23 protein-coding genes are annotated in these 24,827 nt (G+C 71.1%); 9 read left to right on the top strand and 14 right to left on the bottom strand.

The window, feature by feature from the left end:
* The first annotated feature begins 44 nt into the window (after window positions 1-44).
* Entirely contained in the window at window positions 45-986 is a 942-nt protein-coding gene (locus ATC03_RS00930; RefSeq protein ID WP_067871995.1) for a LysR family transcriptional regulator, read from the top strand.
* Window positions 987-1,054: 68 nt separating this feature from the next.
* On the opposite strand, the gene ATC03_RS00925 is transcribed toward ATC03_RS00930, so the two are convergent.
* On the bottom strand, window positions 1,055-2,002 hold the full coding sequence (locus ATC03_RS00925; protein ID WP_067871993.1) for a methyltransferase family protein: 948 nt from the start codon (window positions 2,000-2,002) through the stop codon (window positions 1,055-1,057).
* Between the two features lie 90 nt (window positions 2,003-2,092).
* Between ATC03_RS00925 and ATC03_RS00920 the strand changes: the two genes are divergently transcribed.
* On the top strand, window positions 2,093-2,485 hold the full coding sequence (locus ATC03_RS00920) for an META domain-containing protein (protein ID WP_067871990.1): 393 nt from the start codon (window positions 2,093-2,095) through the stop codon (window positions 2,483-2,485).
* 34 nt (window positions 2,486-2,519) lie between these two features.
* On the opposite strand, the gene ATC03_RS00915 is transcribed toward ATC03_RS00920, so the two are convergent.
* The 4 genes from ATC03_RS00915 to ATC03_RS00900 form a co-directional block, all read right to left on the bottom strand.
* A complete protein-coding gene (locus ATC03_RS00915; protein ID WP_067871986.1) occupies window positions 2,520-2,939 on the bottom strand; it encodes a VOC family protein in 420 nt (139 codons plus the stop codon).
* 63 nt (window positions 2,940-3,002) lie between these two features.
* The gene (locus ATC03_RS00910; RefSeq protein WP_067871985.1) at window positions 3,003-4,013 is read right to left on the bottom strand and encodes a helix-turn-helix transcriptional regulator; all 1,011 of its coding nucleotides are present in this window, start codon (window positions 4,011-4,013) and stop codon (window positions 3,003-3,005) included.
* A gap of 154 nt (window positions 4,014-4,167) precedes the next feature.
* A complete protein-coding gene (locus tag ATC03_RS00905) occupies window positions 4,168-5,382 on the bottom strand; it encodes a WxL protein peptidoglycan domain-containing protein (RefSeq protein WP_084003150.1) in 1,215 nt (404 codons plus the stop codon).
* 124 nt (window positions 5,383-5,506) lie between these two features.
* Window positions 5,507-7,906 carry an adenylyl cyclase gene (locus tag ATC03_RS00900; RefSeq protein WP_179947891.1) on the bottom strand — a complete coding sequence of 800 codons (2,400 nt, stop codon included), beginning with the start codon at window positions 7,904-7,906 and terminating at the stop codon, window positions 5,507-5,509.
* Between the two features lie 188 nt (window positions 7,907-8,094).
* On the opposite strand from ATC03_RS00900, the gene ATC03_RS00895 reads away from it, so the two are divergent.
* Entirely contained in the window at window positions 8,095-9,816 is a 1,722-nt protein-coding gene (locus ATC03_RS00895) for a phytoene desaturase family protein (protein ID WP_067871980.1), read from the top strand.
* Window positions 9,817-9,940: 124 nt separating this feature from the next.
* On the opposite strand, the gene ATC03_RS00890 is transcribed toward ATC03_RS00895, so the two are convergent.
* Window positions 9,941-10,300 (bottom strand): DoxX family protein, encoded by a 360-nt coding sequence (locus ATC03_RS00890; protein ID WP_067871978.1) that lies wholly within the window; start codon window positions 10,298-10,300, stop codon window positions 9,941-9,943.
* 159 nt (window positions 10,301-10,459) lie between these two features.
* On the opposite strand from ATC03_RS00890, the gene ATC03_RS00885 reads away from it, so the two are divergent.
* Window positions 10,460-10,924 carry a winged helix-turn-helix transcriptional regulator gene (locus ATC03_RS00885; protein ID WP_084003148.1) on the top strand — a complete coding sequence of 155 codons (465 nt, stop codon included), beginning with the start codon at window positions 10,460-10,462 and terminating at the stop codon, window positions 10,922-10,924.
* Between the two features lie 117 nt (window positions 10,925-11,041).
* Here the strand turns inward: ATC03_RS00885 and ATC03_RS00880 are convergent, their stop codons facing one another.
* The gene (locus tag ATC03_RS00880) at window positions 11,042-11,410 is read right to left on the bottom strand and encodes a hypothetical protein (RefSeq protein WP_067871975.1); all 369 of its coding nucleotides are present in this window, start codon (window positions 11,408-11,410) and stop codon (window positions 11,042-11,044) included.
* Between the two features lie 66 nt (window positions 11,411-11,476).
* Between ATC03_RS00880 and ATC03_RS00875 the strand changes: the two genes are divergently transcribed.
* A complete protein-coding gene (locus ATC03_RS00875) occupies window positions 11,477-12,142 on the top strand; it encodes an SRPBCC domain-containing protein (RefSeq protein WP_084003658.1) in 666 nt (221 codons plus the stop codon).
* Between the two features lie 71 nt (window positions 12,143-12,213).
* Window positions 12,214-13,308, top strand: coding sequence for an AI-2E family transporter (locus ATC03_RS00870; RefSeq protein WP_152030814.1), 1,095 nt, complete (start codon window positions 12,214-12,216; stop codon window positions 13,306-13,308).
* Between the two features lie 30 nt (window positions 13,309-13,338).
* Here ATC03_RS00870 and ATC03_RS00865 read toward each other — a convergent pair whose 3' ends face one another.
* The 6 genes from ATC03_RS00865 to ATC03_RS00840 form a co-directional block, all read right to left on the bottom strand.
* Window positions 13,339-13,923 carry an acyl-CoA thioesterase gene (locus tag ATC03_RS00865; protein ID WP_067871970.1) on the bottom strand — a complete coding sequence of 195 codons (585 nt, stop codon included), beginning with the start codon at window positions 13,921-13,923 and terminating at the stop codon, window positions 13,339-13,341.
* A gap of 106 nt (window positions 13,924-14,029) precedes the next feature.
* Entirely contained in the window at window positions 14,030-17,242 is a 3,213-nt protein-coding gene (locus tag ATC03_RS00860) for a carboxypeptidase regulatory-like domain-containing protein (RefSeq protein WP_084003146.1), read from the bottom strand.
* A gap of 151 nt (window positions 17,243-17,393) precedes the next feature.
* On the bottom strand, window positions 17,394-18,539 hold the full coding sequence (locus tag ATC03_RS00855) for a bifunctional 2-methylcitrate synthase/citrate synthase (protein ID WP_067871967.1): 1,146 nt from the start codon (window positions 18,537-18,539) through the stop codon (window positions 17,394-17,396).
* Between the two features lie 82 nt (window positions 18,540-18,621).
* Window positions 18,622-20,160, bottom strand: coding sequence for an MmgE/PrpD family protein (locus ATC03_RS00850; RefSeq protein WP_067871965.1), 1,539 nt, complete (start codon window positions 20,158-20,160; stop codon window positions 18,622-18,624).
* A 28-nt stretch (window positions 20,161-20,188) separates the two neighbouring features.
* On the bottom strand, window positions 20,189-20,839 hold the full coding sequence (locus ATC03_RS00845) for a GntR family transcriptional regulator (RefSeq protein WP_067871963.1): 651 nt from the start codon (window positions 20,837-20,839) through the stop codon (window positions 20,189-20,191).
* Between the two features lie 118 nt (window positions 20,840-20,957).
* Entirely contained in the window at window positions 20,958-22,052 is a 1,095-nt protein-coding gene (locus ATC03_RS00840; protein WP_227820188.1) for an enoyl-CoA hydratase/isomerase family protein, read from the bottom strand.
* 64 nt (window positions 22,053-22,116) lie between these two features.
* Here ATC03_RS00840 and ATC03_RS00835 point away from each other — a divergent pair, with 64 nt between their 5' ends.
* On the top strand, window positions 22,117-22,755 hold the full coding sequence (locus ATC03_RS00835; protein ID WP_067871958.1) for a LysE family translocator: 639 nt from the start codon (window positions 22,117-22,119) through the stop codon (window positions 22,753-22,755).
* 130 nt (window positions 22,756-22,885) lie between these two features.
* Entirely contained in the window at window positions 22,886-23,404 is a 519-nt protein-coding gene (locus ATC03_RS00830) for an ArsR/SmtB family transcription factor (RefSeq protein WP_067871956.1), read from the top strand.
* Between the two features lie 4 nt (window positions 23,405-23,408).
* On the opposite strand, the gene ATC03_RS20070 is transcribed toward ATC03_RS00830, so the two are convergent.
* Window positions 23,409-23,579, bottom strand: a complete 171-nt coding sequence (locus tag ATC03_RS20070; RefSeq protein WP_161490299.1) for a hypothetical protein — start codon at window positions 23,577-23,579, stop codon at window positions 23,409-23,411.
* Between the two features lie 330 nt (window positions 23,580-23,909).
* Here ATC03_RS20070 and trhO point away from each other — a divergent pair, with 330 nt between their 5' ends.
* Complete coding sequence (gene trhO / locus ATC03_RS00825; RefSeq protein WP_067871953.1) at window positions 23,910-24,821, top strand: oxygen-dependent tRNA uridine(34) hydroxylase TrhO; 912 nt, start codon at window positions 23,910-23,912, stop codon at window positions 24,819-24,821.
* Window positions 24,822-24,827 lie beyond the last annotated feature (6 nt).

Below are 24,827 nucleotides of genomic sequence, written 5' to 3'. Positions count from 1 at the left end.
CTGTTCATCAGAACCGAATGATCGACGGATGTCGGAGGCCGGCCATGCTCGACGTACGACGCCTGCGCCTGCTCGTCGAGCTGAGCCAGCGCGGCACGCTCTCGGCGGTCGCCGAGGCGCTCTCCTACAGCCCGTCGTCGGTGTCGCAGCAGCTCGGCCTGCTCGAACGCGAGGCCGGCGTGCCGCTGCTCGTGCAGGTCGGCCGACGCGTGCAGCTCACGCCGCAGGCCGAACTGCTCGTGGGCCACGCGCGCGCCGTGCTCGATCGGCTCGAAGAGGCCGAGGCGGATGTCGCGCGGTCGCTGACCGACGTCGGCGGCACGGTGCGCATCGCGGTGTTCCAGTCGGCGGCGCACGCCATGGTGCCGCAGGCGCTCACCCTGCTGCGCTCGGAGCACCCGAACCTGCGGGTCGAGGTCACCGAGCGCGAGCCCGATGCCGGCCTCTTCGAGGTCGCCGCCCGCGACTTCGACCTCGTGATCGCCGAGCAGTACCCCGGACACACGCGTGCGCACCGCGAGGACCTCGACCGGGTGAGCCTCGCCGCCGACGGCATCCGGCTCGCGCTGCCGCCGCATCCGACGCGACTCATGGCGCGAGGCGACCCCGACCCGCGCGCCATGCTCGCCGCCGCCACCGGAATGCCCTGGGTGCTCGAGCCCAGGGGCACGGCCTCGCGCGACTGGGCCGAGCAACTCTGCCGCGACGCGGGCTTCGAGCCCGACGTGCGGTTCGAGTCGGCCGACCTGATGGCGCACATCAGACTCATCCGCACGGGCAACGCCGTCGGCCTCCTGCCCGACCTCGTGTGGGCCGGCGAGGCGCCGAGCGTGGCCCTGCTCGACCTGCCCGGACATCCGCAGCGCGAGATCTTCACGTCGACGCGCCTCGCCGCGGCCGCCCGGCCCGCGGTCGTCGCCTGTCGCGACGCGCTGGCTCGAGCAGCAGCCGCGACCGCGACGCCCGCGGGCGACGGGCTGCCGTAGGAGACGACCGCGGGCCCACGGGCCGACGGCGTCGCGACCCGATCGTCGCGGCCCGATGTCGCGGCTGGTCAGCGGATCAGCGGATCCGACTCACGGCCGAGCTCCGCCGCGGAGACGGCGGTCAGACGCGGGCACCAGCAGCGCACCGCAGCCCGGTACCTGCGGAAATCGTCGCCGAAGCGTGCCTCGAGATCCGCCTCCTCGAACGGCCGGATCGCGAAGTTCCACAGCAGCGAACCGGCGATCGCGTACGCGACGACGAGCCACGACCCGAGCACGAGGCCGACCGCGGCACCCTGCACGATCCCCGCGAGCGCCATCGGATTGCGCACGTGGCGGTACGGCCCGGCGATGACCAGCCGATTCGGCATCGCCGCGGGAAGGGGCGTGCCGTCGCCCTTCGTCGACATCGCCGCAGCGGCCCAGATGCCGAGGGCGCTCGCGAGCACGAACACGACCACGCCGACGGGCCGGGCCGCATCGACCAGCCAGGGGACGGTCGCCGAGAGCCCCCACCGCTGTTCGAGTGCCGCGATCAGCACCGGGAACACCCAGAGGAACAGGCCCCAGAACACGACGATCTGCGCCGCGGTCGCCCAGACGTGCGCGGTCGGCGAGGTGCGCGTGCCAGCGGGCCGGAATGCGAACGGACCGGCGATGATCCATTCGGTCGGCACGCGTCCGAGGAGCACCAGGCACAGGGCGACGGCCGACCCGCAGGAGGCCGCGGTCATGAAGACCACGCCCCATCCGGCTTCGCCGGTGACCGTCGCATACCCCGCCAGCCCGACCGTGACGAGCATCGTCCAGACCGTGACCACGACCGCAGCGGCCCGCACCCCGAACGCGGCGATCGCCGACGCGACGACGAACAGCGGCACGTCGAGGATCGCCACGGCGACCGGATCGAGGCCGCCGAGCGTGGCCTCGCGCACGAAGGGCGAGATCCACACGGCGACCCACCACGCGGCACCGGCGATCGCCTGCACCGCGAAGTACCGACGACCCCACTGCATGGCCGCCACATTACCGGCGAGCTCCAGCCCCCGAAGACGGGGCGGTCGGGCCTCTGGCGCCGACGCTCCGAACCGGGCTACCCTGCGACCATGAATGCGCTTCGGGGGATCGCGATCACTGCAACCGCCATCACGGCCGTGCTCCTGCTGTCAGGATGTCTCGGCGAGGAGGGCGACGATCGAGGCGGCTCGGTCGACCCCGTCGGAACCTGGGGCGACACCTCGGAGACGAGCGAGCCGTCGCTGGTGCTCGCCGACGGCGGCGGCCTCACCGGCACCGACGGCTGCAACCGGCTGACCGGCTCGTGGACCGTCGACGAATCCGACCATGTCGAGTTCCACGACGTCGCCTCGACGCGCATGGCCTGCGAGAGCGTCGATACGTGGCTCGAGGGTCTCAGTCAGGCGACCATCGCCGACGACACGATGACCGTGCTCGACCAGGACGGCTCCGAGATCGGCACGCTCGAGCGCGAGGACTGACGCGCGGGGCGAAGCGGTCAGCCGACCAGGCGTTTCACGCCTGCTCGTGCATCCAGGGCGTGTAGCTGACGCCGACGAGCAGCCCCTCGGGGCTCATCAGACGCGACGTCGTCTGCCCCCACGGCTCGTCGTGCGCGCCGACGAGGATCTCGTGGCCCGCCGCGCGCAGCTCCTCGACCGCCTCGGCGACGGCCGCGGGCGAGGCCACGTCGAACTCGACCCAGGCCTGCGGCGTCGGCAGCGACGCCGGCCACTCTGCCGTGCCGAAGGTCGCCTCGGCGGCCTGGCTCAGCGGCCAGATCGCGAACGCCTTGACGCCCCGCAGATCTTCGGTGTGGAAGTAGCCCGGAGCGTTCTCGTGGAACGCGATGCCGAGCGACCCACGCCAGAAGTCGAGCGATGCCGAGTCGGCCGTGCCGATGGGGCCGAAGCCCGCCACGAAGGCGATGTCCATGCGCCCATGAAACCCCGGCCCACCGACATCCGCCACTGAGATGAACCGAACGGTCCTCTCGGATCAGGCTGTACCGGGCGCCGCCGCCTGGAACCGCGACGCCTGCTCGGCGACGAACGCCAGCACCTCTGGCGGGCCCTCGACGCGATACGCCACGCCGCGCGGCATCCACATGAGGGCCATGACGAGGTTCTCGACGAGGTCGGCCTCGAGCGGCCAGGCGCAGTGCTCGGCGTCGATCGCGACGACGTCGCGCCCCCACCAGCCGAGGTGGGCCTGCAGCGCTTCGCGGGAGACCGCGGCCACCACCCGCATCGACACGGTGCGCTCGCGCCACCGCAGCGCGCGTTCGACCCGAGTGCGCGCCTCCTCGTCGGTCATCGGCCGCGGCTCGAAGTTCACGCGCGTCTGGAACGGGTCGCTCATGCGGTCGAGGCGGAACGTGCGCCAGTCGTCGCGGTCGCGGTCGAAGGCGAGCAGGTACCAGCGGCGGGCGACGGGCACCAGCCGATGCGGCTCGACCGACCGCGACGACGACTCGCCCGCGGCATCCGTGTACCGGAAGCGCAGCCGTTCGGAGTCGCGGCAGGCGAGGGCCAGCAGGCCGAGCAGTTCGGAGTCGACCTCGGGTGCCGGAGCGCCGGCACCGCCCGCGCCGCCCGATCGACCGCCGCCGATGCCGGGGCCGACCGCCGCATGCGACTGCAGGGCCTCGATGCGCCGGCGCAGCGCCGCGGGCAGCACCTGCTCGATCTTCGCGAGCGCGCTGAGCGTCGTGTGCTCGGCGCCGCGCAGCCCGGCGGTGGCCTGCGAGCGGAGGCCGACGGCGATCGCGACACCCTCGTCGTCGGTGAGGAGCAGCGGGGGCAGGCCGGTTCCGGCCTCGAGGCGGTAGCCGCCGGCACTCCCCCGCAGCGACTCGATGCCGTAGCCGAGCTCGCGCAGGCGCTCGACGTCGCGCCGCAGCGTGCGGTCGCTGACGTCGAGCCGGTCGACGAGTTCGCGGGCGGTCCAGTGCCGATGGCTCTGCAGCAGCGAGAGCAGTTCGAGGGTTCTGGAGGTGGTTGCGGCCATACCTGAATCTTCCTCTGAAACCGGACAGAACCTGTCCGCATGGCCGAGAAGACTGCAGATATGACGAACCAGCCGAACACCTCGAACCAGATGATCACCGCCCGAGGCCTGACGAAGACGTTCCGCGCGAAGGGGCAGGTCGTCGATCGAGGCGTTACGACCGCACGGGCTCGGACTCGGACTCGGGCTCCGGGGCCGACTCCGGGGCCGGCTCCGAGCCGACCGCAGCACCGACCTGCGCCTCGCGCTCGCGCAGCGCGCGGTCGACGGCCTCCTGCACGCGGGCGTCCTCGCCGGCCTTGCGCCGGGCGCGGCGGCGGCGAGCGAGTCGCACCCAGACGACGATCGCCGCGGCGAGCAGCAGCACGAGCACGAGCAACGTCCAGGGCACGGCCGCGGTCGACGCGGCCTCCTCGACCGGCTTCGGCGCGGGCGAGGCGTCGGCAGCGGCGTCGGCTGCAGCGACGGCAGCCGGCGGCACCGGCTCGAGCGTCACCCCGGCCGTGAGCACGAACGCGGGCACGACCTCCTCGACCCGCACCTCGACGGGCCAGGTCTCGCCGGGCAGCAGCTCGGGAACGTCGGCGACGCCGGCCACGGTCATCGGCAGCATGCCGAACGGACCCGTCAGCGCGACATCCTGAGCCGCAGCGAGCCTGGTGTTGCCCGCGTTGCGCACGGTGTACGACACGGTCGCGGCGCCGGTGCCGAACGGGTTCAGGGTGCCGGAGTAGTCGACGCGCAGGTCGTCGATCGCGAGCGCGGGCGCGAGTTCGCCGCCGACGCGCAGGTGGATGCGGATGCCGAGCCGCCGGTCGACCGTCAGCCCGTCGTCGACCTCGGGCGCGGCCAACGCGGTGAGGATGCCGCCGGCGTGGTCTCCGGGGGTCGCGTTCGCGGGCACGGTGATGGTGAAGGGCACCTCGACCGCCTCGCCGGGCTGCACGGTCACCCGGTCGGCGGCCGGCACGGCCCAGGCTCCGAGCTCGCGGGGGCGCACGTCGCGGGTCGCGACATCCAGTTGGCCGTCGGAGGTCGTGAACGCGTCGGCGGCGTAGACGTCGAGCTCGATCGGCACGACGTCGTGGTTCGCGATGACGAGGGCGTCGTCGATGGTCTCGCCGGCCTCGACCTCGTACGCGTAGTTCTCCCGGCCGTCGCCCCACGTGGTGTCGGCCGTGCGCACGCCCCACGTGACCTCGGGCCCGTCGGCTTCCTCGGCCGAGGCGGGGGCAATCGCTGCACCGGCCACGAGGGCGGCCGCGAGTGCGGCGACGAGTGTCGCGACGAACGCCGGCCCGCGCAGCGCGAAGCCGGCACCCCGTCGAGCTCGGGGCGAGCGGATGTCGGTGGCGGGCGCGGTGCGCATGTGGTGCTCCTCGTCGTCGAGGGTGGAACGGGGGGTGGCCGGGGCGGGCGCCGCACACGCGCTCGCCCCGGCCGGGGTGGTTCGGGCCGGCCGGAGCCGACCCGAACCGATCAACCGAGCCCGATCAACCGAGTCCGGTGATCGTGAGGGTGGCCCGGTAGGTGCCGTCGGTCGCCGAGACCGGGATCCGCAGATCGAGGTCCGCGCCGAGCTTGGCCGATCCGCGCTCGTGGCCTGCGGGCGCGCTGCCGAGGGTCGACGACTCGGAGAGCCCGTCGCCGCTCACGAAGCCCGACTGCACGGCCCCGCCCGCGACGGCGCCGCCGCCGGCCTCGACGACCTTCGGAGCCCAGCCGAGGTACTTGCCCGAGAACGAGCCCCCGGGCGAGTCGAAGTCGCCGACCTGCGCCGAGACCGACCAGGGCGTGGCGCCCCGACGCGTGTCGGTGACGCGCACCGGGTTGATCGTGCCGGCCGCGGCGAAGTGGTCGCCGTTCTCGACCGCCGTGCCGAGGTCGACGATGTCGTTCGTGCCGTCGATGCTCCACACGAACTCGCCGGGCGCACCCTCGGGCACGGTCACCTGCAGGTTCTGCGCGTTCGGATCGGTCGCACTCTCGTAGACCGCGAGGAACTTCGAGATGCCGCCGCCCGCGCCCTGGGCGGCATCGCCCTGGTCGTTGACGATGTGCTTGATGCCGCCCGTGCCGTTGAGCTTGACCGAGACGGCCGACTCGACGCGCACACCCGGTCGCTGCGGCACCTGCACGCCGCTCTCGACGAAGATGTCCTGGCTCTGGTTGTACTGGTTGTCGAAGAACGAGTACACGCCGAGACCCTGCGCGAGGTGGTGCCGCACCTGGTCGCCGACCCGGTAGGCCGCGTACCCGAGGCGGTTGCCGTCCTTGTACGCGCCCTGGGTGGGCGCGTCGTACGGGATCTCGCTCTGGAAGAAGATCGTGCGTCCGCGCTCGCCGTTCCAGATGACCTGGTTCTTCTGGTAGTGCTCGACGAAGAGTCCGAGCGCCGTGACGTCGTCGCCGTTCACGACCACGCCGTGGTCGCCGACGTTCGAGGTCCAGCCGACGCCGTCGCCGTGGTCGGCGCGCCAGGCCCAGATGTGGTCGAGCAGCGTGTCGGGGCTGTTGACCTCGATGCTCGTCGTGGCCTTGCCGGCCCACGGGCCGCCGACGCGGATGAACACGTCGGAGAGCGTCGTCGGGTCTGCGGGGTCCGAGTTGCTCGCGCCATCGGGCCCGACCTTCAGCAGCACGTCGGAGAGCGTCGTGCCCGCATCGATGGTGAGTCCGGCGATCTTGACGCCGGCGACGTCGCCGACCTCGATCGCGGCGTTGCCCGCGGTGGGCACGAGCGACGCGTAGCCGAGCCCGAGCACGACGGTGCCGGCGCGGTCGACGTGCAGCGGCGCGTCGAGGTTGTAGACGCCTGGCGTGATGAGCAGGTGCTTGCCCGCGGCGAGCGCGGCGTTCAGCTGCGCGGCCGTGGCACCCTCGTGCGCGATGAAGAAGTCGTCGATCGCGATCGACTGGCCGGAGGCAGCGCTGGTCGACCAGTCGACACCGCTCGTGTTCTGCTTGGCCTTCGGCACGAACACCTTGTAATCGGAGCCGTCGAGGTAGAGGAACGGCGCCTCGCGGTTGATCGGCGTCTCGGCGACGTTCGTCTTGTTGCCGTTGCCGCCGCCGGGCAGGGGCCCGAAGTCGGTCGCGGGCGCGCCGTCGACGCCCGAGAACACCATGTTCCAGACGCCGCCGTCCCACGTTCCGACGTTCGAGTCGCGCGTGAACCACTGCTGCTGCGAACCGCTCACCAAGGTTCCGGAGACCTTCGAGTTCGCGAGGTATCCGCCCGAGGCGTACTCGCCGACGCGGCCCATCAGCGTGAGGTCGCCCTCGATGTTGATGCGGCGCAGCGGCGCAGCCTGCGAGACGGCGAAGCGCATCTGGTGCGCGTTCGTGATGCCGCTCGGGAACGGCCGGTTGGCGTCGATGCCCACCGGACGCTGGATCGGGTTGAACGTGAGGTTCGACATCGAACGCCAGAACCGAGTGAGCGAGCCGGGCTGCTGGCAGTCCCACGGGTTGGCCTCGCACTGGCGCACGGGCTCGACGTGGATCGCGCCGTTGATGCGCACGTCCTCGGGCGAGGCGCCGAGGCCGGCCACCGCCTGGTAGTACCCGAGCTCGGAGTTCACGATGCCGGTCGCCGTGCCGGGGTTGTTCTGGCCGGCGGCGGAGCCGTAGGTGCCCGGCTTGAAGAAAAACTGGTGCCGGTTGAGGCTGAATTCGGCCTCGGTCGACGCGGCCATGAGGGCCGCGCTGATCTGGTCGGCCGTCCACGACGAGTCGAAGATCGTCACGTTGGGGCCGAAGTCGGGCTCGGCGGCGTACGCGGGTGCCGCGCCGAGCGCGGTTCCGGCGATGGCCAGTGCCGCGATGGCGGCGCCGGCTCCGATGAGCCGGCTCGATCTGGTGGGCGGGTGGTCCGCCCTGGTGCGGTGCATCACAAGGTTCTCCTTTGAACGTCGGCCGGCGGCAGATCGCGCCGCCGTGGTACCGGGTCAGTGCGAGGTGGTGCACGGCCGACGCCTTCCTCGGCGCGGTCGCGACGTCAGCATATGGGAACACTTACTGACTTGTCAGTAATTTCTTTCCCAGATGACGAAGCGGTCGGGTCGCCTACGCTCGTGGCATGCCCCTCCTCCACCACGAGCGCGCCCGCCACGACCACGACGTCGTGATCGTCGGCGGCGGCCACAACGGCCTCACCGCGGCCGCCTACCTCGCCCGAGCCGGACGCCGCGTGCTGCTGCTCGAACGCGACGACCACCTCGGCGGCGCTGCCGTCTCGGCGCAGGCGTTCGACGGCGTCGACGCGCGCCTCTCGCGCTACTCGTACCTCGTGAGCCTGCTTCCGCAGCGCATCATCGACGACCTCGGGCTCGACATCCGGCTCGTGCGCCGACGCTTCTCGTCGTACACGCCCGACCCTCGCGACCCGTCGCGAGGCCTGCTCGTCGATGCCGACGCCACGCCCGAGGCATCCGTCGCCGCGTTCGCGAAGGTCGACGCCGAAGCGGATGCCGCGGCCTGGGGCTCGTTCTACGCCGACACCGCACGGCTGGCCGAACGCCTCTTCCCCACGCTCACCGAACCGCTGCCGACGCGCGAGGAGGCGCGCGCACTCGTGGATGACGCGCGCGCCTGGTCGGAGTTCGTGGAGCGCCCCCTCGGCGAGGTCGTCGACGCGCGCTTCACGAGCGACCTCGTGCGCGGCGTCGTCGCGACCGACGGCCTGATCGGCACCTTCACCGAGCTCGACGACCCGTCGCTCGACGCGAACCGCTGCTTCCTGTACCACGTCATCGGCGGTGGCACCGGCGACTGGGACGTGCCCGTCGGCGGCATGGGCGCCGTCACGGGCGAACTCGCCCGGGCCGCGCGCGAGGCCGGCGCCGAGCTCGTGACGGGCGCCGAGGTGCTCTCGGTCGACCCCGACGGCCGGGTGATCTACCTGCACGACGGCGGGGAGCACGAGGCGACGGCGGCGACCGTGCTCTCGAACGTCGCCCCGGCGGTGCTCGAGCGCCTGCTCGACACCGCGGCCGATGCGGCGGCCGTCTCCGAGCGGTTCACCGAGGCCCTCGTCGACTCGGCGATCGCCCCGGCGGTGCAGTCGCCGTTCGTGCCCGATCTCAAGGTCGGCCTGCCGTCCGTCGTGCGCGAGCGGCTGCGGCATCTCGCCGAGCCCGAGGGCGCGCAGGTCAAGGTCAACCTGCTGCTCACGCGCCTGCCTCGCCTGCGCGACACGTCGGTCGCCCCCGAGGTGGCGTTCGCGGGCACGTTCCACATCAACGAGCTCGAGTCGCAGCTCGCGACGGCGTACCGCACGGCCGCGCGCGGCGAGGTGCCGTCACCGCTGCCGTGCGAGATCTACTGCCACACGCTGAGCGACCCGTCGATCCTCGCGCCCGAGCTCGTCGAGGCCGGCTACCAGACGCTCACGGTCTTCGGGCTGCACGCGCCGCACCGGCTCGTGGAGCGGCTCGGCAACGACGCCCTGCGCGAGCGGCTGCAGGCCGAAGTGCTCGCGTCGCTGAACTCGGTGCTCGCCGAGCCGATCGAAGACGTCATCGCGACGGATGCCGCGGGCCGGCCGTGCATCGAGGTGAAGACCACGCTCGACCTCGAGCACGCGCTCGCGATGCCGGGCGGCAACATCTTCCACGGGCCGCTGTCATGGCCGTGGGCGGAGCCCGGTGCGCCGCTCGCGACGCCGGCCGAACGATGGGGCGTCGCGACGCGGCATCCGCACGTGCTCCTCTGCGGATCGGGCGCAGTGCGCGGCGGCGCGGTGAGCGGCATCGGCGGACACAACGCGGCGATGGCCGTGCTCGAGGCATCCGGCGCCTGAGCGAAGTGCAGACCGCAGGAGATCAGGCGCCATCCCCGCTGTGAGAGAGGGATGCCGCCTCATCTCCTGCGTCTCGATGCCGCACCGGCACGCACTGACCGGCCCGGCCGAAGCACTGACCGGATCAGCCGAAGAAGACCCAGCCGAGTCCCACGACGAGGGCGAACACCCCGAGCACGAGGCTCGGAACCGCGGTCTCGCGGCGCTTGATGTGCAGCGCGGTGCCGACGGCCATGGTGATCGCGAGCGCGAACGCGGCGACGGGCGTGAGCCACGGCAGGATGCCGGTCGCGGCGGGCAGGATCAGGCCGAGCGCGCCGAGGAACTCGAGGATGCCGACCGCGCGCGCCTGCCCGTCGGAGAGGTCCTCCATGTAGCCCATCTTCTCGACGAGCTTCTCGCGCGGGGTGAGGCTCTTCACGGTGCCGGCCGCGAGGAAGACGAGGGCGAGCAGCCCGGTGGCGATCCAGAGGGCGATGGTCATGGGTTCTCCAATTTCGATGCACCCGGAGGTGTCGGTTACGATGAGTGCGTGACGCACGATCGGTTACTCTAGCCGACGGCTCCCCCGCACTTCACCGTGCGTCACGCACCTCGAAGTGCGTGACCCCTGCTCGAACGCCCGCCTGACCCGAAGGACGACATGACGATCACGGATGCCGCCGCCCCCCGTCTCACCGACGCCGCCGAGCTCGCCGACCCCAGCGCCGACCCCGCAGCCGGCCTCGGCGCGTGCGACGTCCCGCCCGTGTGCGACGCCGAGAACTCCGAGGCCCGCATCGTGCGCGACCTCCTCTCGCGAGTGGGCGACAAGTGGAGCCTGCTCGTGATCCGCATGCTGCACGAGCACTCCATGCGGTTCACCGAGCTCCAGCGCAGCATCGACGGCATCTCGCACCGGATGCTCACGCAGACCCTGCGCAACCTCGAGCGCGACGGTCTGGTGTCGCGCACGAGCTACCCCGAGATCCCGCCGCGCGTCGAGTACGCGGCCACCGACCTCGGGCGATCGCTCGCGCTGCCCGTGCTCGGCCTCGTCGAGTGGGCCGCGGCGAACCACGCGAGCATCACCGACGCCCGCGAGGCGTTCGACGCCGCGCGCGACTGAACGGCCGCCCGCGGCATCCGCTCACCCGTGGCATCCGCTCATCCGCTCACCGCTGGGCACGACGAAGGCCGACCCGCGCGTGCGGATCGGCCTTCGGAGACGAGTCGGGGTCGTCGGTCAGACGACGAGGAAGAGCTGGCCGAGCACCAGCGCCGCGATGATGAACAGCACGATGATCGCGCCGACGATCGCGAGCGACTTGCGCGACAGGTTCGCGACGGCGTAGCCGACGAGGAACGGCAGCGCCGCGAGGAAGATCGTGGCGAGCCACCAGAACGCCGTGTAGCCGCCCTGGCTCGCCTCGTCGAGTCGGCCCGAGAAGAGCTGCTGCGTGTTGGGGTGCGTCGCGAACGAGAACGCCGCCGAGAGCGGGATCGCGATGAACGCGGCGACGATGAGGCCGGCGAGGAAGCCCCACAGGCCGGACTTGCCATCGGTGACGTCGATCGCCTCTTCGTGCTGCTTCTGCTGCGCCTTCGAACTCATGCGGCCCACTCTAGTAGTAGGCGGCTCGCGGGATTAGCCTGAAAACACCGACGATCGGGGGCGATGATGACCGTGAAACCGACTGGCCACTATCAGCTGAGGGGCGATGGGCTCTATATCGAGTTCGATCGGCTGTTCCACGCTCCCATCGAAGACGTCTGGTACAGCCTCACGAACCGCAACGCGATGAAGGCGTGGATCGGCACCTACACCGGCTCCCCGTCGACCGGCGCCGTGCGCTTCCGCATGAACGCCGAAGGGGACTACGCCGAAGACGAGGGTTGGCAGGCGGTCAGCATCCTCTTCTGCGACGCACCGCACCACTTCGTCGCCGACGGCAGTTCGCCAGAGCACATGCGCGTGTTCGCGAACCTCACCGAGCGGGGCGGCCTGACCGCGCTGACGTTCGGCCAGCGCCTCTACCCCGGCACGGATGTCGCGGCCTGGGGCTGCGGCTGGGACTACTACCTCGACCGGCTCATCGCCTCGCGCAGCGGGTCGCCGATGCCGGCCTGGGAGTCGTACTTCCCGGCGTTCACGCGCTACTACCGGGAACTGGCGGTGCCCGTGCGCCCGCGGACGCCGACCGAGTCGATCGATGTGGTCGACCCCGACGAGCTCGGTGAGACAGGCGTGCACGGGGAGCGCGGCGAGCCCGGCGACGGCCCGGAGGCCGGATTCGACCCGGCGCACGACGCGGACCTCGGCTGGCCCGCCGCCCCGCCGCGGTAGGAGCGGCGTTCGGCGCGGCGTTCGGCGCGGCAGTCGGCGGGGCGGGCCGCCCTCGCCCCTAGACTGACGCCGTGAACACGGCAGACCGCATGCGGCGACGCGAGCCCGCACAGAGCAACGGAACCTTCTTCGCGAACCACCCGTTGCGGTGGGGCTTCATCGTCACGCTCGGCGTGCTGCTCGCGCTCCTGCTCGGCATCGCGGTGTCGAACCTGCAGAGCGTACTGCTCTCGGTGTTCATCGCCGCATTCGTCGCGCTCGGCCTCGATCCGCTCATCCGCTGGTTCGAGCGTCGTGGACTCAAGCGCGGCATGGCGATCGTGGTCGTGATCCTGCTCTTCGTCGGCGTGGCCGTCGCCATCGTCTGGATCCTGGTGCCCCCAGTGGTCGAGCAGGCCGTCAGCCTCATCAAGAACATCCCCGCGATGGTCAAGAACGCGCAGGACTCCGGCTGGTTCGACCAGGTCAACGACGCCACGAACGGGCTGCTCTCGACCGTCGTCAAGGCCGTCGAAGACGCCTTGACCGACCCGAACCTCTGGGCCACCGTGGGCGGCGGCGCACTCGCGTTCGGCGCCTCCGTCATCGGCGCGATCTCGACCGGCTTCTTCGTGTTCGTGCTCTCGATCTACTTCATCGCCACGCTCGACAGCACCAAGCAGGCCTGCTACACCCTGATCCGCAAGTCGAGCCGGGCCCAGATCTCCGACCTCGCCGAGCGCATCATGCTCTCGGTCGGCAAGTACCTCAGCGGCATGGTCATCCTGGCGTTCATGAACGCCACCTACTCGACGATCCTGCTCGTCATCGTGGGCGTGCCCTACGCGCTCGTGATCGGCGTCGTCGCGTTCTTCGTCACGCTCATCCCGCTCATCGGTACCGTGCTCACCACGATCCTCATGACGATCATCTCGCTGCTCGTCTCGCCGACGGCCGGCCTCATCGTGCTGATCTTCATGCTCGTCTACATGCAGGTCGAGGCCTACGTGCTCACGCCGAAGGTCATGGGCAAGGCGGTGCAGGTGCCCGGCACGATCGTGCTCATCTCGGCGCTCGCGGGCGGCACGCTGCTCGGCCTGCTCGGCGCGCTCGTCGCGATCCCGATCTCGGCCGGCATCCTGCTCATCATCCGCGAGATCGTGATCCCGAAGCAGGCGAAGCTCTAGTCGAGCGGATGTCGCGGCGAACGCCGACGGTCAGGCCCGCTGCTCGACCTCGCTCGGCCAGATCGACGGCGCCTCGGCGCGCGTGGGCGGCAGCGCGACATCCGCTCCCCATCGTTCGATCCACTCGGGAAGCCCGCCGCCGCCGGCGGCGCCGAACACCTCGATGAGCTCGGACACCGGCACGACCCCGCCCGACTTGCGCAGGAACCGAGCGCGGATGAACCCCTGCGCGTAGATCTCGGGGGTGCCGTCGGCGGCCGGGCGCACGTAGCGCTGCTCGAGGTAGACCGCACGGTCGTCGTAGCCCGTGATGCGCGACTCGATCGTGAACCGCTGCCAGAGCTGCAGCGACTTGCGGAACGTGATCGTCTCGCTCGCAACGACCGGATACCAGTCCTTGTCGCGCATGGTCTTCCAGACACCGTTGCGCACGAGCATGTCGAAGCGCGCGACATCCATGATCGAGAAGTACACGCCGTTGTTCATGTGCCGGTTGATGTCGAGATCGGTCGGCAGGGTGATGAAGTTCGTGCGCGCCACGTCGTCGTGGGCGAGATCGGGCCTGCGGCGCGAGAGGAACAACACGTGCAGCAGCGTGCGGAAGAACATGTGCATAACCCACGACTGTACGGCTGTTTCGTCGTAGATCGCCCATCATTGGCGAGTCGCCACAGCGGGCGGGCGGATGCCGCGGGCCCGCCTTGTACGGATTCGAGTACTCCTACGGCACCACCTTCAGGGTCGCGGCGCTCGTCTTCGGCAGACTCGTGTACCCCGGCGACGAGGCTGTGACGCGCACCTTGATCACCTTGTTCCGGTCGGCATCGACGAGCGTGTACGTCGGACCGACGGCACCCGGGATCACGACGCCCGCGCGCAGCCACTCGTAGCCGGAGGTGACGTCGGCCGGAGTCCAGGCACCCGGGGCCGCACTCAACTGCTGGCCGACCTTCGCCGTGCCGAGGATCGAGGGCAGCACCTGGTTCGTGATGACCCCCAGCGCGACCGGCGAGCGCGGCGCGCTGACCTGCGTGGCCGACCCGTAGCCCGGCTTGGTGCCGGTCACGCCGACCGAGATCGCGGCGCCGAGGTCGTCGGGCGTCAGCACGTACCCCGCCGAGGTGGCGGCGTCGATGGGCTGGCCGTCGCGCATCCACTGGTAGGACAGGTCGACGGGGGCGGGCTTCCACGTTCCCGTGGTCGCGGTGAGGGCGACGCCGACCCGGAGCGTGCCCTTGACCGATGGCACCGGGGCCGTCAGCACGCCGGGGGCGACCGGTGCGGTCGCGACGCTCTGCATCGAGGATGTCGCGAACCCGGCCTTGTCGCCCGTCACCAGCACGGCGATCGACGCGCCGACGTCGGCCGCCGTGAGCACGTAGGTCGATGCCGTGGCGGAGTCGATCGGCGCGCCCCCGCGCAGCCACTGGTAGGTCAGGGCGACCGGCGTCGGCTTCCAGGTTCCGGCCGCGGCCGTGAGCGTGCGACCCATCTGCGGAGTGCCCTTCACGGTCGGAACGGGCGCCACGAGGGCGCCCTCGGCGACCGGAGCCGTCGGGGCACTCGTGCGCAGCGTCGTGGCGTAACCCGGCTTGGCGGCCGTGACGGCGAACGTGAGCCGGGCACCGACGTCATCGCCGACGGGCGTGTACGCGGTCGCGGTCGCCCCCGGGATCGCGACGCCGTCGCGGCGCCACTGGTAGGTGCGGGTCGTCGCTCCCGGCCCCCAGGCGCCGACCGTCGCGGTCAGCCGAACGCCCGCGACCGGGTCGACCCCGATGGTCGGCGTCGGCCTCGGGTTCAGCGGCGGCAGCGGCGACGGTAGGACGGTCACGGGCGTCGTGCTCGCCTGCTCGCGGAGGGCTCCGAACAGCACGTAGTCGGTGAACTCGGCGTGCAACGACCGCCCCTCGAGATCCGGTGTCAGCTTGAGCGACGTCGTCGTGGCACCCGGGATCGGCTGTCCGTCGGCGAACCACCGGATGTCGGTCATGTGGAAGTCGTACTGCTCGAGCCGGTCGACGAGGGCGTCGAACGGGTCTTCCCCGAGGTTCAAGGTCGGGTCCAGCGTGACCGTCGCGTCGACCGCCGGGTTGCCCGAGATCGCGGCCCGGTCGCCCGGCTCGGTCGTGTTGAACGACGTGGTGTTCAGGTTGCCGGTGACGCCGATCCAGTGGCCGCCCTCGGCCGGGAAGTCGATCGTCCGCGCCGCGGCACGATCCGACTGCATGGGCCACCACTGCGAGACCGTCTCGACCGACGGCGGATCGGTCTCCGGCACCACGCTCCGCTCGCCCGAGAACCGCACCTGGTAGGAGCCGGCGGGCAGGTCGGCGACCTGCAGGATCCCGCTGTCACCGGCGACCGCCGTCGCCGCCGCCACATCCGATCCGACCGGGAACACCTCCATGAGGGCGCCCGGGTCGAGCGAGGCCACGCCGAACAGGTCGACGCCGTCGGGCACGTCACTGAAGACGCCGCCGAGGATCGAGTTGACGCCGGGGTAGACCGTGATCAGCACGTTGCCCGGCGTCGCGACGCCGTCGGCTGCGACGTGCAGCACGGTCGATGAGGCGAATTCCGCCTCTGGCCAGTAGCCCGCCGTGCCCAGCTCCTCAGCGATCGGGTCGTCGGAGCCGGTCACCGCATCGGTCCACCAGCCCGACACTGCGCCGTCGACGACGGCCCGCAGCCGGTACTCGCCCGGCTCGAGCTCGAGCATCGCCGCGGCCGCGCCGATCGGATCGCCCGTCGACGCCTCGGCCGAGACGGTCTCGATCGGCGCACTCGAGTCCGCCGCGTCGTACACCTCGAGTTCGACGCCGTGCAGGTCGGTCGCGAACAACGCCTCGTCGGCCACGACGACCTGGACGGACACCGACGCGCTCTGCAGTTCGTCGACCACCGTGACGGGCGGCGTCTCGCGCCAGAGGCTCGCGTACCCCGGTAGCAGCGCGAAGCACTGCGCCGTGATCTTCTTCCCGACGTCGCTCGCGACGGGGCTGTAGGTCTCACCCTCGTACCCGTACCAGTCCTCGGTCTGCGCCGGATCCTCGATCTGCGCACCGTCGCGGAACCAGATGCAGCGGAACGCGTCGGGCTGCGGCGCCCACACGCCCTGGTTGACCGTCAGGGTCTCGCCGACGAGCGGTGAGCCCGAGAGCACGGGGTTCGACATGGCCGACCACGCGTTCGAGAGGACGCTCGGGGCGAAGGCGTTGATGCCGCTCCAGCGTCGGTTCTTCGCGGCGACGATCTCCTGCGCTCCGAGCGGCCCGGACACTGCCGACCACCATTGGTCGGGAAGGAGTCCGCTCGGGTCGTGGAAGTGCACGCGATACGTGCCGAACGCGAGATCGGGGATGCGCCAGGCACCGGCGGCATCGGTCGTGGCCGAATGCACCGCGGGCGCATCGGGCGGGTCGATCGGATGCAGCGTCACCTCGACGCCGGGGAGCGGTGTGCCCTCGAAATCCGCCCACACCGTACCCTCGGCCGACGACCAGGTCTCGAACAGGTGGAAGTCGGGATACCGAATGTCGCCATCGACGGTCGTGAGCGTGCCGCCCGTGGCGAAGTCGTCGCCGCCCCACCACGACTCGACGAAGCCGGGGGCCGTCGCACGGAACTTGTACGCTCCCGCGGGCACCCCGTCGAGTCGCCAAGCCCCGGCTGCGTCGGAGACCGCGGTCGCGACCGACCCCGTACCGTCGCCTGAGGCGGGGAACACGTCCACCGTCGCCCCCTCGACGAACGGGCCGCCGTAGCCCACGGCAACGGTGCCGATGAACGTGACGCCGACCGGCTCGGCCTTCGCCGGCGGAGCGCCCGCGACGATCGAGAGCACGAGCAGCACGCAACTGCACAGTGCGATCCACACAGTGGACGGCACTGACGACCGCACCGCTGCGACCGATTCGGGTTCAGGAGACATGTTGCACCCCGTCGTGCATCGGGCGGCGAGTCGGGTCGGCCCGCGCCCGGTGCGCGAAAGGCTACGCCCGACATCCGCGATCCGTCATCCCCCGTGCGGGGGTGCGGATCCGATGCCGGGCGTGGCGGCGCGAGGGCCGGAACCCTTCGGGTCAGCGCCCTTCGGGAACGTGCCGCTCGTCGACGCCGTTGTAGACCGAGAGCGGACGGATCAGCGCGTTCGAAGCGAGCTGCTCCATGATGTGCGCGGTCCAGCCGGTGACCCGACTTGCCACGAACAGCGGCGTGAAGGTCTCGGTGTCGAAGCCCATCAGGTGGTACGTCGGACCGGCCGGGTAGTCGAGGTTCGGCTTGATGTTCTTGCGCTCGCCCATCGCGGTCTCGAGCGCGACGTACAGCTCGAGCAGGTCGGGGCGGTCGTAGTACTCGACCATGCGCTCGAGCGAGTCGCGCATCGTGGGCACGCGCGAGTCGCCGTGCTTGTAGACGCGGTGACCGAAGCCCATGATCTTGCGCTTCTCGGCGAGCGCCGCGTCGAGCCACTCGACGGCGCGCTCGGCGCCGCCCTCGCCGGGGCCGATCTCCTCGAACGTGTGCATCACGGCCTCGTTGGCGCCGCCGTGCAACGGACCCTTGAGCGCGCCGATCGCACCCGTGACGGCCGAGTAGAGGTCGGAGAGCGTCGACGCGATGACGCGCGCCGTGAACGTCGACGCGTTGAACGAGTGCTCGGCGTAGAGGATCATCGACACGTCGAACGCGCTCACGACGGGCAACTCGGGCAGCTCGCCGAACGTCTGCCAGAGGAAGTTCGCCGAGTAGCCGAGGTCTTCGCGCGGCTCGACGAACTCGAGTTCGTGCCGGCGACGCTGGTCGTACGAGACGATCGACGGCAGCTTCGCGAACAGGCGGATCGACTTCGCCAGGTTCGCCTCGCGGGAGTCGTCGGGCGTCAGCGGGTCGGACGCGCCGATGACGCTCACCGCGGTGCGCACGACATCCATCGGGTGCGCCGTGAGCGGGAGCTCGTCGATGATGCGCTTGATCTCGTGGTCGAGGCCCCGGAGCGAGCGCTCGAGCTGCTCGAACTCGGCGAGCTGGCGCTCGTCGGGCAGCTCGCCGTACCAGAGCAGGTAGGCGACCTCCTCGAAGGTCGCGGATGCCGCGAGCTCCTGCACGGGGTACCCGCGGTACAGCAGCGAGTTGGTCTCGGGGTTCACCTTCGAGACCGCCGTGTAGTCGACGGGAACCCCCGCGAGTCCCTTGTAGATCTCGGGGGCCTGCTGCTGGTCGCTCATCTTGCTCCTCGTTGAGTGCGGTTGCGGTGCGCCGGTGCCGGTGCGGTGCGCCGGTGCGGTCAGTGCTGTGCGGTGCGGTCGGTCAGAACAGTCCGGTCGGGATCTCCACGCCGACGAGCGCGCCGGGCGCCGCCGTGATCGTGAGACCGCCGAGCTCGTCGGGGCCGAGCTCGGGCAGGCGCTGCGCGAGGTCGAGGAACCGTTCGATCTCGGCCGCCTCGAGCACCCACTCGGCGAGCGTGCGGAACTTCGTCACGTACTGCTCGCGGGCGAACGGCCTGGCGCCCAACGGGTGCGCGTCGGCCACGGCGATCTCGTCGACGATCTCGCCGCCGTCGGCGAGCCGGATGACCACGCGCCCGCCGAACGCCTTCTCGGCGATGTCGTTCGAGTGGTAGCGGCGCGTCCACTCGGCGTCCTCGACGGTCGAGACCTTCTTCCAGAGCTCGACGGTGTCGGCGCGGTGCGCGCGCTCGGGGTCGTACGAGGTCTCGTGGTTGAACGTGCCGTCCTGCAGGGCGACCGTGAAGATGTACGGGATCGAGTGGTCGAGCGTCTCGCGCGAGGCATCCGGGTCGTACTTCTGCGGGTCGTTGGCGCCGGAGCCGATGACGTAGTGCGTGTGGTGGCTCGTGTGCAGCGTGATCGACTCGATGCGCGACGGCTCGTCGAGGATCAGCGGGTACTCCTCGTGGAGCTTGCGCGCCAGGTCGATCCACGCCTGCGCCTGGTACTCGGCCGAGTGCTCCTTCGTGTACGAGTCGAGGATCGCCCGCTTGGCCTCGCCCGGCTCGGGCAGCGGCACCTCGTACGTGGCATCCGGACCGCCGAGGAGCCATGCGATGACACCGTCTTCGCCCTCGTAGATCGGCACGGGGCTGGTCTCGCCGCGCATCGCGCGGTCGACGGACTCGACGGCCATCTTGCCCGCGAAGGCCGGGGCGTGCGCCTTCCAGGTCGAGATCTCGCCCTTGCGCGACTGGCGCGTGGCCGTCGTCGTGTGCAGCGCCTGGCCGATGGCCTGGAAGATCGTCTCCTGGTCGAGTCCGAGCAGGGTGCCGATGCCCGCGGCGGCCGACGGGCCGAGGTGCGCGACGTGGTCGATCTTGTGCTGGTGCAGGCTGATCGCCTTGGCGAGGTCGATCTGGATCTCGTAGCCGGTGGCGATGCCGCGCACGACGTCGCGACCCGTGAGGCCGCGGCTCGCGGCGAGGTGCTGCGCGACGGCGACGATCGGGGGGATGTTGTCGCCGGGGTGCGAGTACTCCGCCGCGAGGAACGTGTCGTGGAAGTCGAGTTCGCGCACGGCGACCCCGTTGGCCCACGCCGCCCATTCGGGGCTCGTGCGGCGTGCGGCATCCGCACCGAAGACGGTCGCGCCATCGCCGCCGATCGAGACCGGGTGCGCGAGCGCCTGGCTGCGCGCCGAGACGACGGGCCTGCGTGCGAGGGATGCCGCGGCGACCGCGGCGTTGTCGATGACGCGGTTCACGACCATCTCCACGACGTCGTCGTCGAGCTCGACGGGGTCGACGGCGATTCCGGCGAGCTGCCATGCGAGCTGGCCCTCGCGTGCGAGGTTCTCGTCGCTGCGGTGTGTACGCAGGTGGTGGGTCAGCATCGGTTCCCTTTCGTGGAGTGGTGCCTCATCAGGCTACGCGTCGCGCCTCGATCGAGGCGAGCGCGTGGCGAAGACTCATGTGCAGGTGCACGTGCGTGGCATGGGCGGCGAGCGACTGGTCGCGCGCGATGATCGCCTCGACGATGAGCAGGTGCTCGCCGGCAGCGGCGCGCAGTCGCTCGGGGTCGTGCCTGGCGATGCGCCGGATGCGCGTGGAGTGCAGGCGCACGCTCCGCAGGGCGGCGCTGAGGTGCGAGTTGCCCGCCGCCTCGTCGATGGCCCGATCGAAGTCGGCGATCACGGCGTAGTACTCGGCGAGGCCGGTCTCTCCCGCGTCGACGAGTTCTCCCGCGGCACGGAAGCGCTCGGCGAGCGCCGTGAAACGCTCGGGTTCGCCTCGACGCGCGGCGAGACGGGCGGCCTGCTCCTCGAGGGCCTCGCGCAGTTCGTAGAGATCGGCGATCGAGCCCCCCGAGAGTTCGGCGACCACGAGCGCGCGGGCCGACTGCGCGGCCACCAGGCCGTCGGAGCCGAGCCGCGCGAGCGCTTCGCGAACGGGCGTGCGGGAGACGCCGAGACGCTCGGCCTGCTCGACCTCGGCGAGCACGGTGCCGGCGGCGAGCGTGCCGTCGAGGATCTCCTCGCGGAGCGTCTCGTACGTGCGTTCGCTGGCCCGCATCGTCGCTCCCCTCAGCCGCGTTCGTCCCTTATGTATACACACTGACACGCTCGCGGCGCAACGGATGCCGCGAGCCCGTGTTTCTGCATACAAGCGCTTGAGTGCGGAATAATCCGGTTCAGTCGAAGATGCCGTCGCCGACGGGCTCGGCGAGCGCCCGCGAGAACAGGTCGTCGGGCAACTCCTCGGCGGTCGCCGGCCGCCAGGCCGGCGTGCGGTCCTTGTCGATGACCTGGGCTCGGATGCCCTCGTGCAGGTCGGGCTGCTGCAGGAACCACGAGACCAGCCGGAACTCCTGCTCGAGTGCATCCTCGAGTCGCGGCAGGCCGCGGGCGCGCCGCACCGCGTCGAGGGTCACGGCGAGCGCCGTCGGCGACAGCGTCTCGAGTTCGTCGGCCGCTGCGGCGGCGTTCGTGCGGGCGGATGCCGCGGCATCCGCCGTCGCGGACCCGTCGACCGGCGACGCGGCGAACGCGCGCAGTCGATCGAGGATCTCGGCGACCGTCGGCGCCGAATAGCAGGCGTCGACCCAGTCGCGGCTCGCGGCGAGCGCCGACGGTCCGGGCGTCTCGTCGAACAGCATGACGATCTCGGCGGGGCTGCCGGGGTCGGCGCGCTCGGCGAGCGCCTGCAGCAGGTGCGGCAGGCTCTCGGAGGGCACGAGCGCGTCGGCGAACCCCGCGTGGATCGCGTCGGCCGCGTCCATCGTGCGGGAGTTGAGCGCGAGGTGCACGCCGAGTTCGCCGGGAGCCTTGGCGAGCAGCCAGGTTCCGCCGACGTCGGGCGTGAAGCCGATGCGCGTCTCGGGCATGGCCACGCGCGAACGCTCGGTGACGACGCGCACCGAGGCGTGCCCGGCGAGGCCGACGCCGCCGCCCATCGTGATGCCGTCCATGATCGCGACGACCGGCTTCGGGTACCTGGCGATCGCGGCGTTCAGGCGGTACTCGGCGCGGAAGAACGTCTGCGCCTCGATGATGCGGCCGCTCGTCACGAACCCGTGCAGCTCGCGGATGTCGCCGCCCGCGCAGAACCCGCGGTCGCCTGCGCCGTCGAGCACGACGACCGCGACCTCGCTGTCGTTCCGCCAGGCCTCGAACACCTCGGCGAGCGCGAGGATCATGTCGTAGCTCAGGGCGTTGAGGGCCTGCGGACGGTTGAGCGTGACGTGGCCGACTCCGTCGGCGACGCTCGCGGTGATGTGCTCGCTCACGTCTGCCACCGTATCGCCCATCGCCGGGACCTTGGAGATCGCGCGGGCGGAGTAGCATCGCCGGATGGTCCCCCTCGAGTCACTCGGCGCGTTCGTCATCGCGTCGATCGTGCTCATCGTCATCCCCGGCCCGAGCGTGCTGTTCGTCATCGGCCGTTCGCTCGCGCTCGGGCGCCTCGGCGGGCTGCTCAGCGTCGTCGGCAACGCACTCGGCATGGTGCCGCTCGTCGCGGCCGTGGCGCTCGGCGTGGGGGCGATCGTCGCCCAGTCGGTCGTGCTGTTCACGATCATCAAGTTCGCGGGCGCGGCCTACCTCGTCTACCTCGGCATCCAGGCCATCAGGCACCGAGCGGATGCCGCGGCATCCGTCAACGGCAAGGCCGCCTCGCACTCGCACTGGCGCCAGCTGGGCGAGGGGTTCGTCGTCGGCGTGACGAACCCGAAGACGATCGCCTTCTTCGTGGCGGTGCTGCCGCAGTTCGTGTCGTTCGGCACCGGGTCGATCCCGCTGCAGCTGTTCGAGCTCGGCGTCGTCTTCATCGTGCTCGCGCTGCTCTGCGACTCGGTGTGGGCGCTCGCGGCGAGCGCCGCACGCGGCTGGTTCGCGCGGTCGCCGAAGCGCATCTCGCACCTCTCCGCCACGGGCGGCGTCATGATGATCGGCCTCGGCGGCGTGCTCGCCCTCTCGGGCAACAAGCACTGATCCGCCGCTGGTTCAGGCCCTGATCCGCACCGGGCAGGCACTGCTCCTCCACCGGTACGGGCCCATCGGCGGCCGCCACCATCGAAGCTCGGGCGTCGCACCGATTCCTCTCCGCGGGTAGCGTCCGATCATGCTGCATCCGTTCGAGATCGTCGCCGAGCCCGTGCGCCGACGGATCATCGAGGTCCTCGCCGGCGGATCGCACCCGGTCGGCATGCTGACCGATGCCGTGACCGCCGAGTTCGGCATCTCGAGGTCTGCCGTCGCGCATCATCTCCGGATCCTCCGCGACGAGCGCGCCGTGTCGGTCACTGCCGATCTCACCGTGCGGCACTACCGGCTCGACGAGGGGTTCCTCGAGCGGCTCGACGACGCGGTGGGCGAGCTCTTCCGGCTCTGGGATCACCGGTACGGCTTCGGATCAGGGCTCCGCTCGGACGACGACGGCGACTGGGCGGGCGACGATGGCGGCGTCCACGCCGGGCGGATGCCGATGCCGTCGGCCGCTCGGTCCCGCACCCCGCACGCTGATCGCCCTCGAGCAGAACCGGCGTCGCCGCACGAAGCCGACGACCGCCCGCACCGAGCGGGCGCGAAGGGCCGCCGAGGATCCCGGAGTCACGGCAACTGGACCCTCCCCAAGACCTGAGTGGTCACACCCGCCATGCACCACACCCCGCATGGTGCACCCGCACCAGCACCAGCACCAGCACCAGCACCAGCACCAGCACCAGCACCAGCACGAGCACCACGGCCGCACCGCTGTCGGCAACCTTGCACACCAGCGCCACCAGCACCCGATAGACGCACCACCCCGAGACCATCCTCGAGCCCGCAGAAACGCGATTCCCGTATGTCAGTTGCGCCTCATCGTTGAGGCGGAACTGACATACGCGGATCGGAAGTCCCCGCGGAATCGAGCACGCAATCGTGCGGGCGGGGATTGAAGGGCGAGGCTGGCTTGCACCGGCCGGAGCACGGGATAGCTGGCGGGCAGAGCGCGGACGGGCAGGCGGCGCGTCGGACTCGCGGACGGGCAGGCGCGCGGGCGGGCGGACGGGCGGACGGACGGGCGGGCGGGCGGACGGGCGGACGGACGGGCGGGCGGCGGGCGCATTCGGCCTGCTCCCGGCATCCGCTCGTAGAATCTCGGGGTGGCCCTCGCCAAGATCCTCCTCTACTACGCCTTCGCGCCCCTCGCCGACCCCGATGCCGTGCGCCTGTGGCAGCGCGACCTCGCCGAGTCGCTCGGGCTGCGCGGCCGCATCCTGCTCTCGAAGGACGGGATCAACGGCACGCTGGGCGGCGAGATGGGCGCGCTCAAGCGGTACGTGCGCAAGACCCGCGAGTACCCCGCGTTCAAGCACATCGACTTCAAGTGGAGCGAGGGCACAGGCCTCGACGAGCAGGGCACGACGCTCGACTTCCCGAAGCTCAGCGTCAAGGTGCGCGACGAGATCGTCTCGTTCGGCGCGCGCGGCGAACTGCAGGTCGACGGCGCGGGCGTGGTCGGCGGCGGCACGCGCCTGAGCCCCGACGCGCTGCACGAGCTCGTCGCCGAGCGCGGCGACGACGTCGTCTTCTTCGACGGCCGCAACGCGCTCGAGGCCGCCATCGGCCGGTTCTCGGGCGCGATCGTGCCCGACGTCGACACGACGCGCGACTTCGTCGAACTCCTCGACTCCGGTGAGTACGACGAACTCAAGGGCCGCCCGGTCGTCACGTACTGCACTGGCGGCATCCGCTGCGAGGTGCTCTCGAGCCTCATGGCGAGCCGTGGGTTCGGCGAGGTGTACCAGCTCGAGGGCGGCATCGTGCGCTACGGCGAGCGCTACGGCGACGACGGCCTCTGGAACGGCTCGCTCTACGTATTCGACGGGCGCGGTTCGATCGACTTCAGCGATCACGCGGCAGTCATCGGCACCTGCGCGGTCTGCGGTGAGGCGACCAAACGAACCGTCAACTGCACGGATGTCTCGTGCCGCATGCAGCTCGTCGTGTGCGAGTCGTGCGACACCGCCGAGTGCCCCGCGCACGCCGGTGCACCGGTCGCGCCGGGCGCGTAGCGAAAC

This window comes from Agromyces aureus (genome assembly GCF_001660485.1).
In the GTDB taxonomy this organism is placed as follows: Bacteria; Actinomycetota; Actinomycetes; order Actinomycetales; family Microbacteriaceae; genus Agromyces; species Agromyces aureus.
The sequence above is the reverse complement of the archived record's forward strand: the minus strand, read 5'-3'. Positions and strand labels throughout refer to the sequence as shown.

Excerpts from the sequence above, each read along its gene's own strand:
- ATC03_RS00930 (WP_067871995.1), top strand. The coding sequence starts at position 45 with ATGCTCGACGTACGACGCCTGCGCCTGCTCGTCGAGCTGAGCCAGCGC.
- ATC03_RS00925 (WP_067871993.1), bottom strand. The coding sequence starts at position 2,002 with ATGCAGTGGGGTCGTCGGTACTTCGCGGTGCAGGCGATCGCCGGTGCC.
- ATC03_RS00920 (WP_067871990.1), top strand. The coding sequence starts at position 2,093 with ATGAATGCGCTTCGGGGGATCGCGATCACTGCAACCGCCATCACGGCC.
- ATC03_RS00915 (WP_067871986.1), bottom strand. The coding sequence starts at position 2,939 with ATGGACATCGCCTTCGTGGCGGGCTTCGGCCCCATCGGCACGGCCGAC.
- ATC03_RS00910 (WP_067871985.1), bottom strand. The coding sequence starts at position 4,013 with ATGGCCGCAACCACCTCCAGAACCCTCGAACTGCTCTCGCTGCTGCAG.
- ATC03_RS00905 (WP_084003150.1), bottom strand. The coding sequence starts at position 5,382 with ATGCGCACCGCGCCCGCCACCGACATCCGCTCGCCCCGAGCTCGACGG.
- ATC03_RS00900 (WP_179947891.1), bottom strand. The coding sequence starts at position 7,906 with ATGCACCGCACCAGGGCGGACCACCCGCCCACCAGATCGAGCCGGCTC.
- ATC03_RS00895 (WP_067871980.1), top strand. The coding sequence starts at position 8,095 with ATGCCCCTCCTCCACCACGAGCGCGCCCGCCACGACCACGACGTCGTG.
- ATC03_RS00890 (WP_067871978.1), bottom strand. The coding sequence starts at position 10,300 with ATGACCATCGCCCTCTGGATCGCCACCGGGCTGCTCGCCCTCGTCTTC.
- ATC03_RS00885 (WP_084003148.1), top strand. The coding sequence starts at position 10,460 with ATGACGATCACGGATGCCGCCGCCCCCCGTCTCACCGACGCCGCCGAG.
- ATC03_RS00880 (WP_067871975.1), bottom strand. The coding sequence starts at position 11,410 with ATGAGTTCGAAGGCGCAGCAGAAGCAGCACGAAGAGGCGATCGACGTC.
- ATC03_RS00875 (WP_084003658.1), top strand. The coding sequence starts at position 11,477 with ATGACCGTGAAACCGACTGGCCACTATCAGCTGAGGGGCGATGGGCTC.
- ATC03_RS00865 (WP_067871970.1), bottom strand. The coding sequence starts at position 13,923 with ATGCACATGTTCTTCCGCACGCTGCTGCACGTGTTGTTCCTCTCGCGC.
- ATC03_RS00860 (WP_084003146.1), bottom strand. The coding sequence starts at position 17,242 with ATGTCTCCTGAACCCGAATCGGTCGCAGCGGTGCGGTCGTCAGTGCCG.
- ATC03_RS00855 (WP_067871967.1), bottom strand. The coding sequence starts at position 18,539 with ATGAGCGACCAGCAGCAGGCCCCCGAGATCTACAAGGGACTCGCGGGG.
- ATC03_RS00850 (WP_067871965.1), bottom strand. The coding sequence starts at position 20,160 with ATGCTGACCCACCACCTGCGTACACACCGCAGCGACGAGAACCTCGCA.
- ATC03_RS00845 (WP_067871963.1), bottom strand. The coding sequence starts at position 20,839 with ATGCGGGCCAGCGAACGCACGTACGAGACGCTCCGCGAGGAGATCCTC.
- ATC03_RS00835 (WP_067871958.1), top strand. The coding sequence starts at position 22,117 with ATGGTCCCCCTCGAGTCACTCGGCGCGTTCGTCATCGCGTCGATCGTG.
- ATC03_RS00830 (WP_067871956.1), top strand. The coding sequence starts at position 22,886 with ATGCTGCATCCGTTCGAGATCGTCGCCGAGCCCGTGCGCCGACGGATC.
- ATC03_RS20070 (WP_161490299.1), bottom strand. The coding sequence starts at position 23,579 with ATGGTCTCGGGGTGGTGCGTCTATCGGGTGCTGGTGGCGCTGGTGTGC.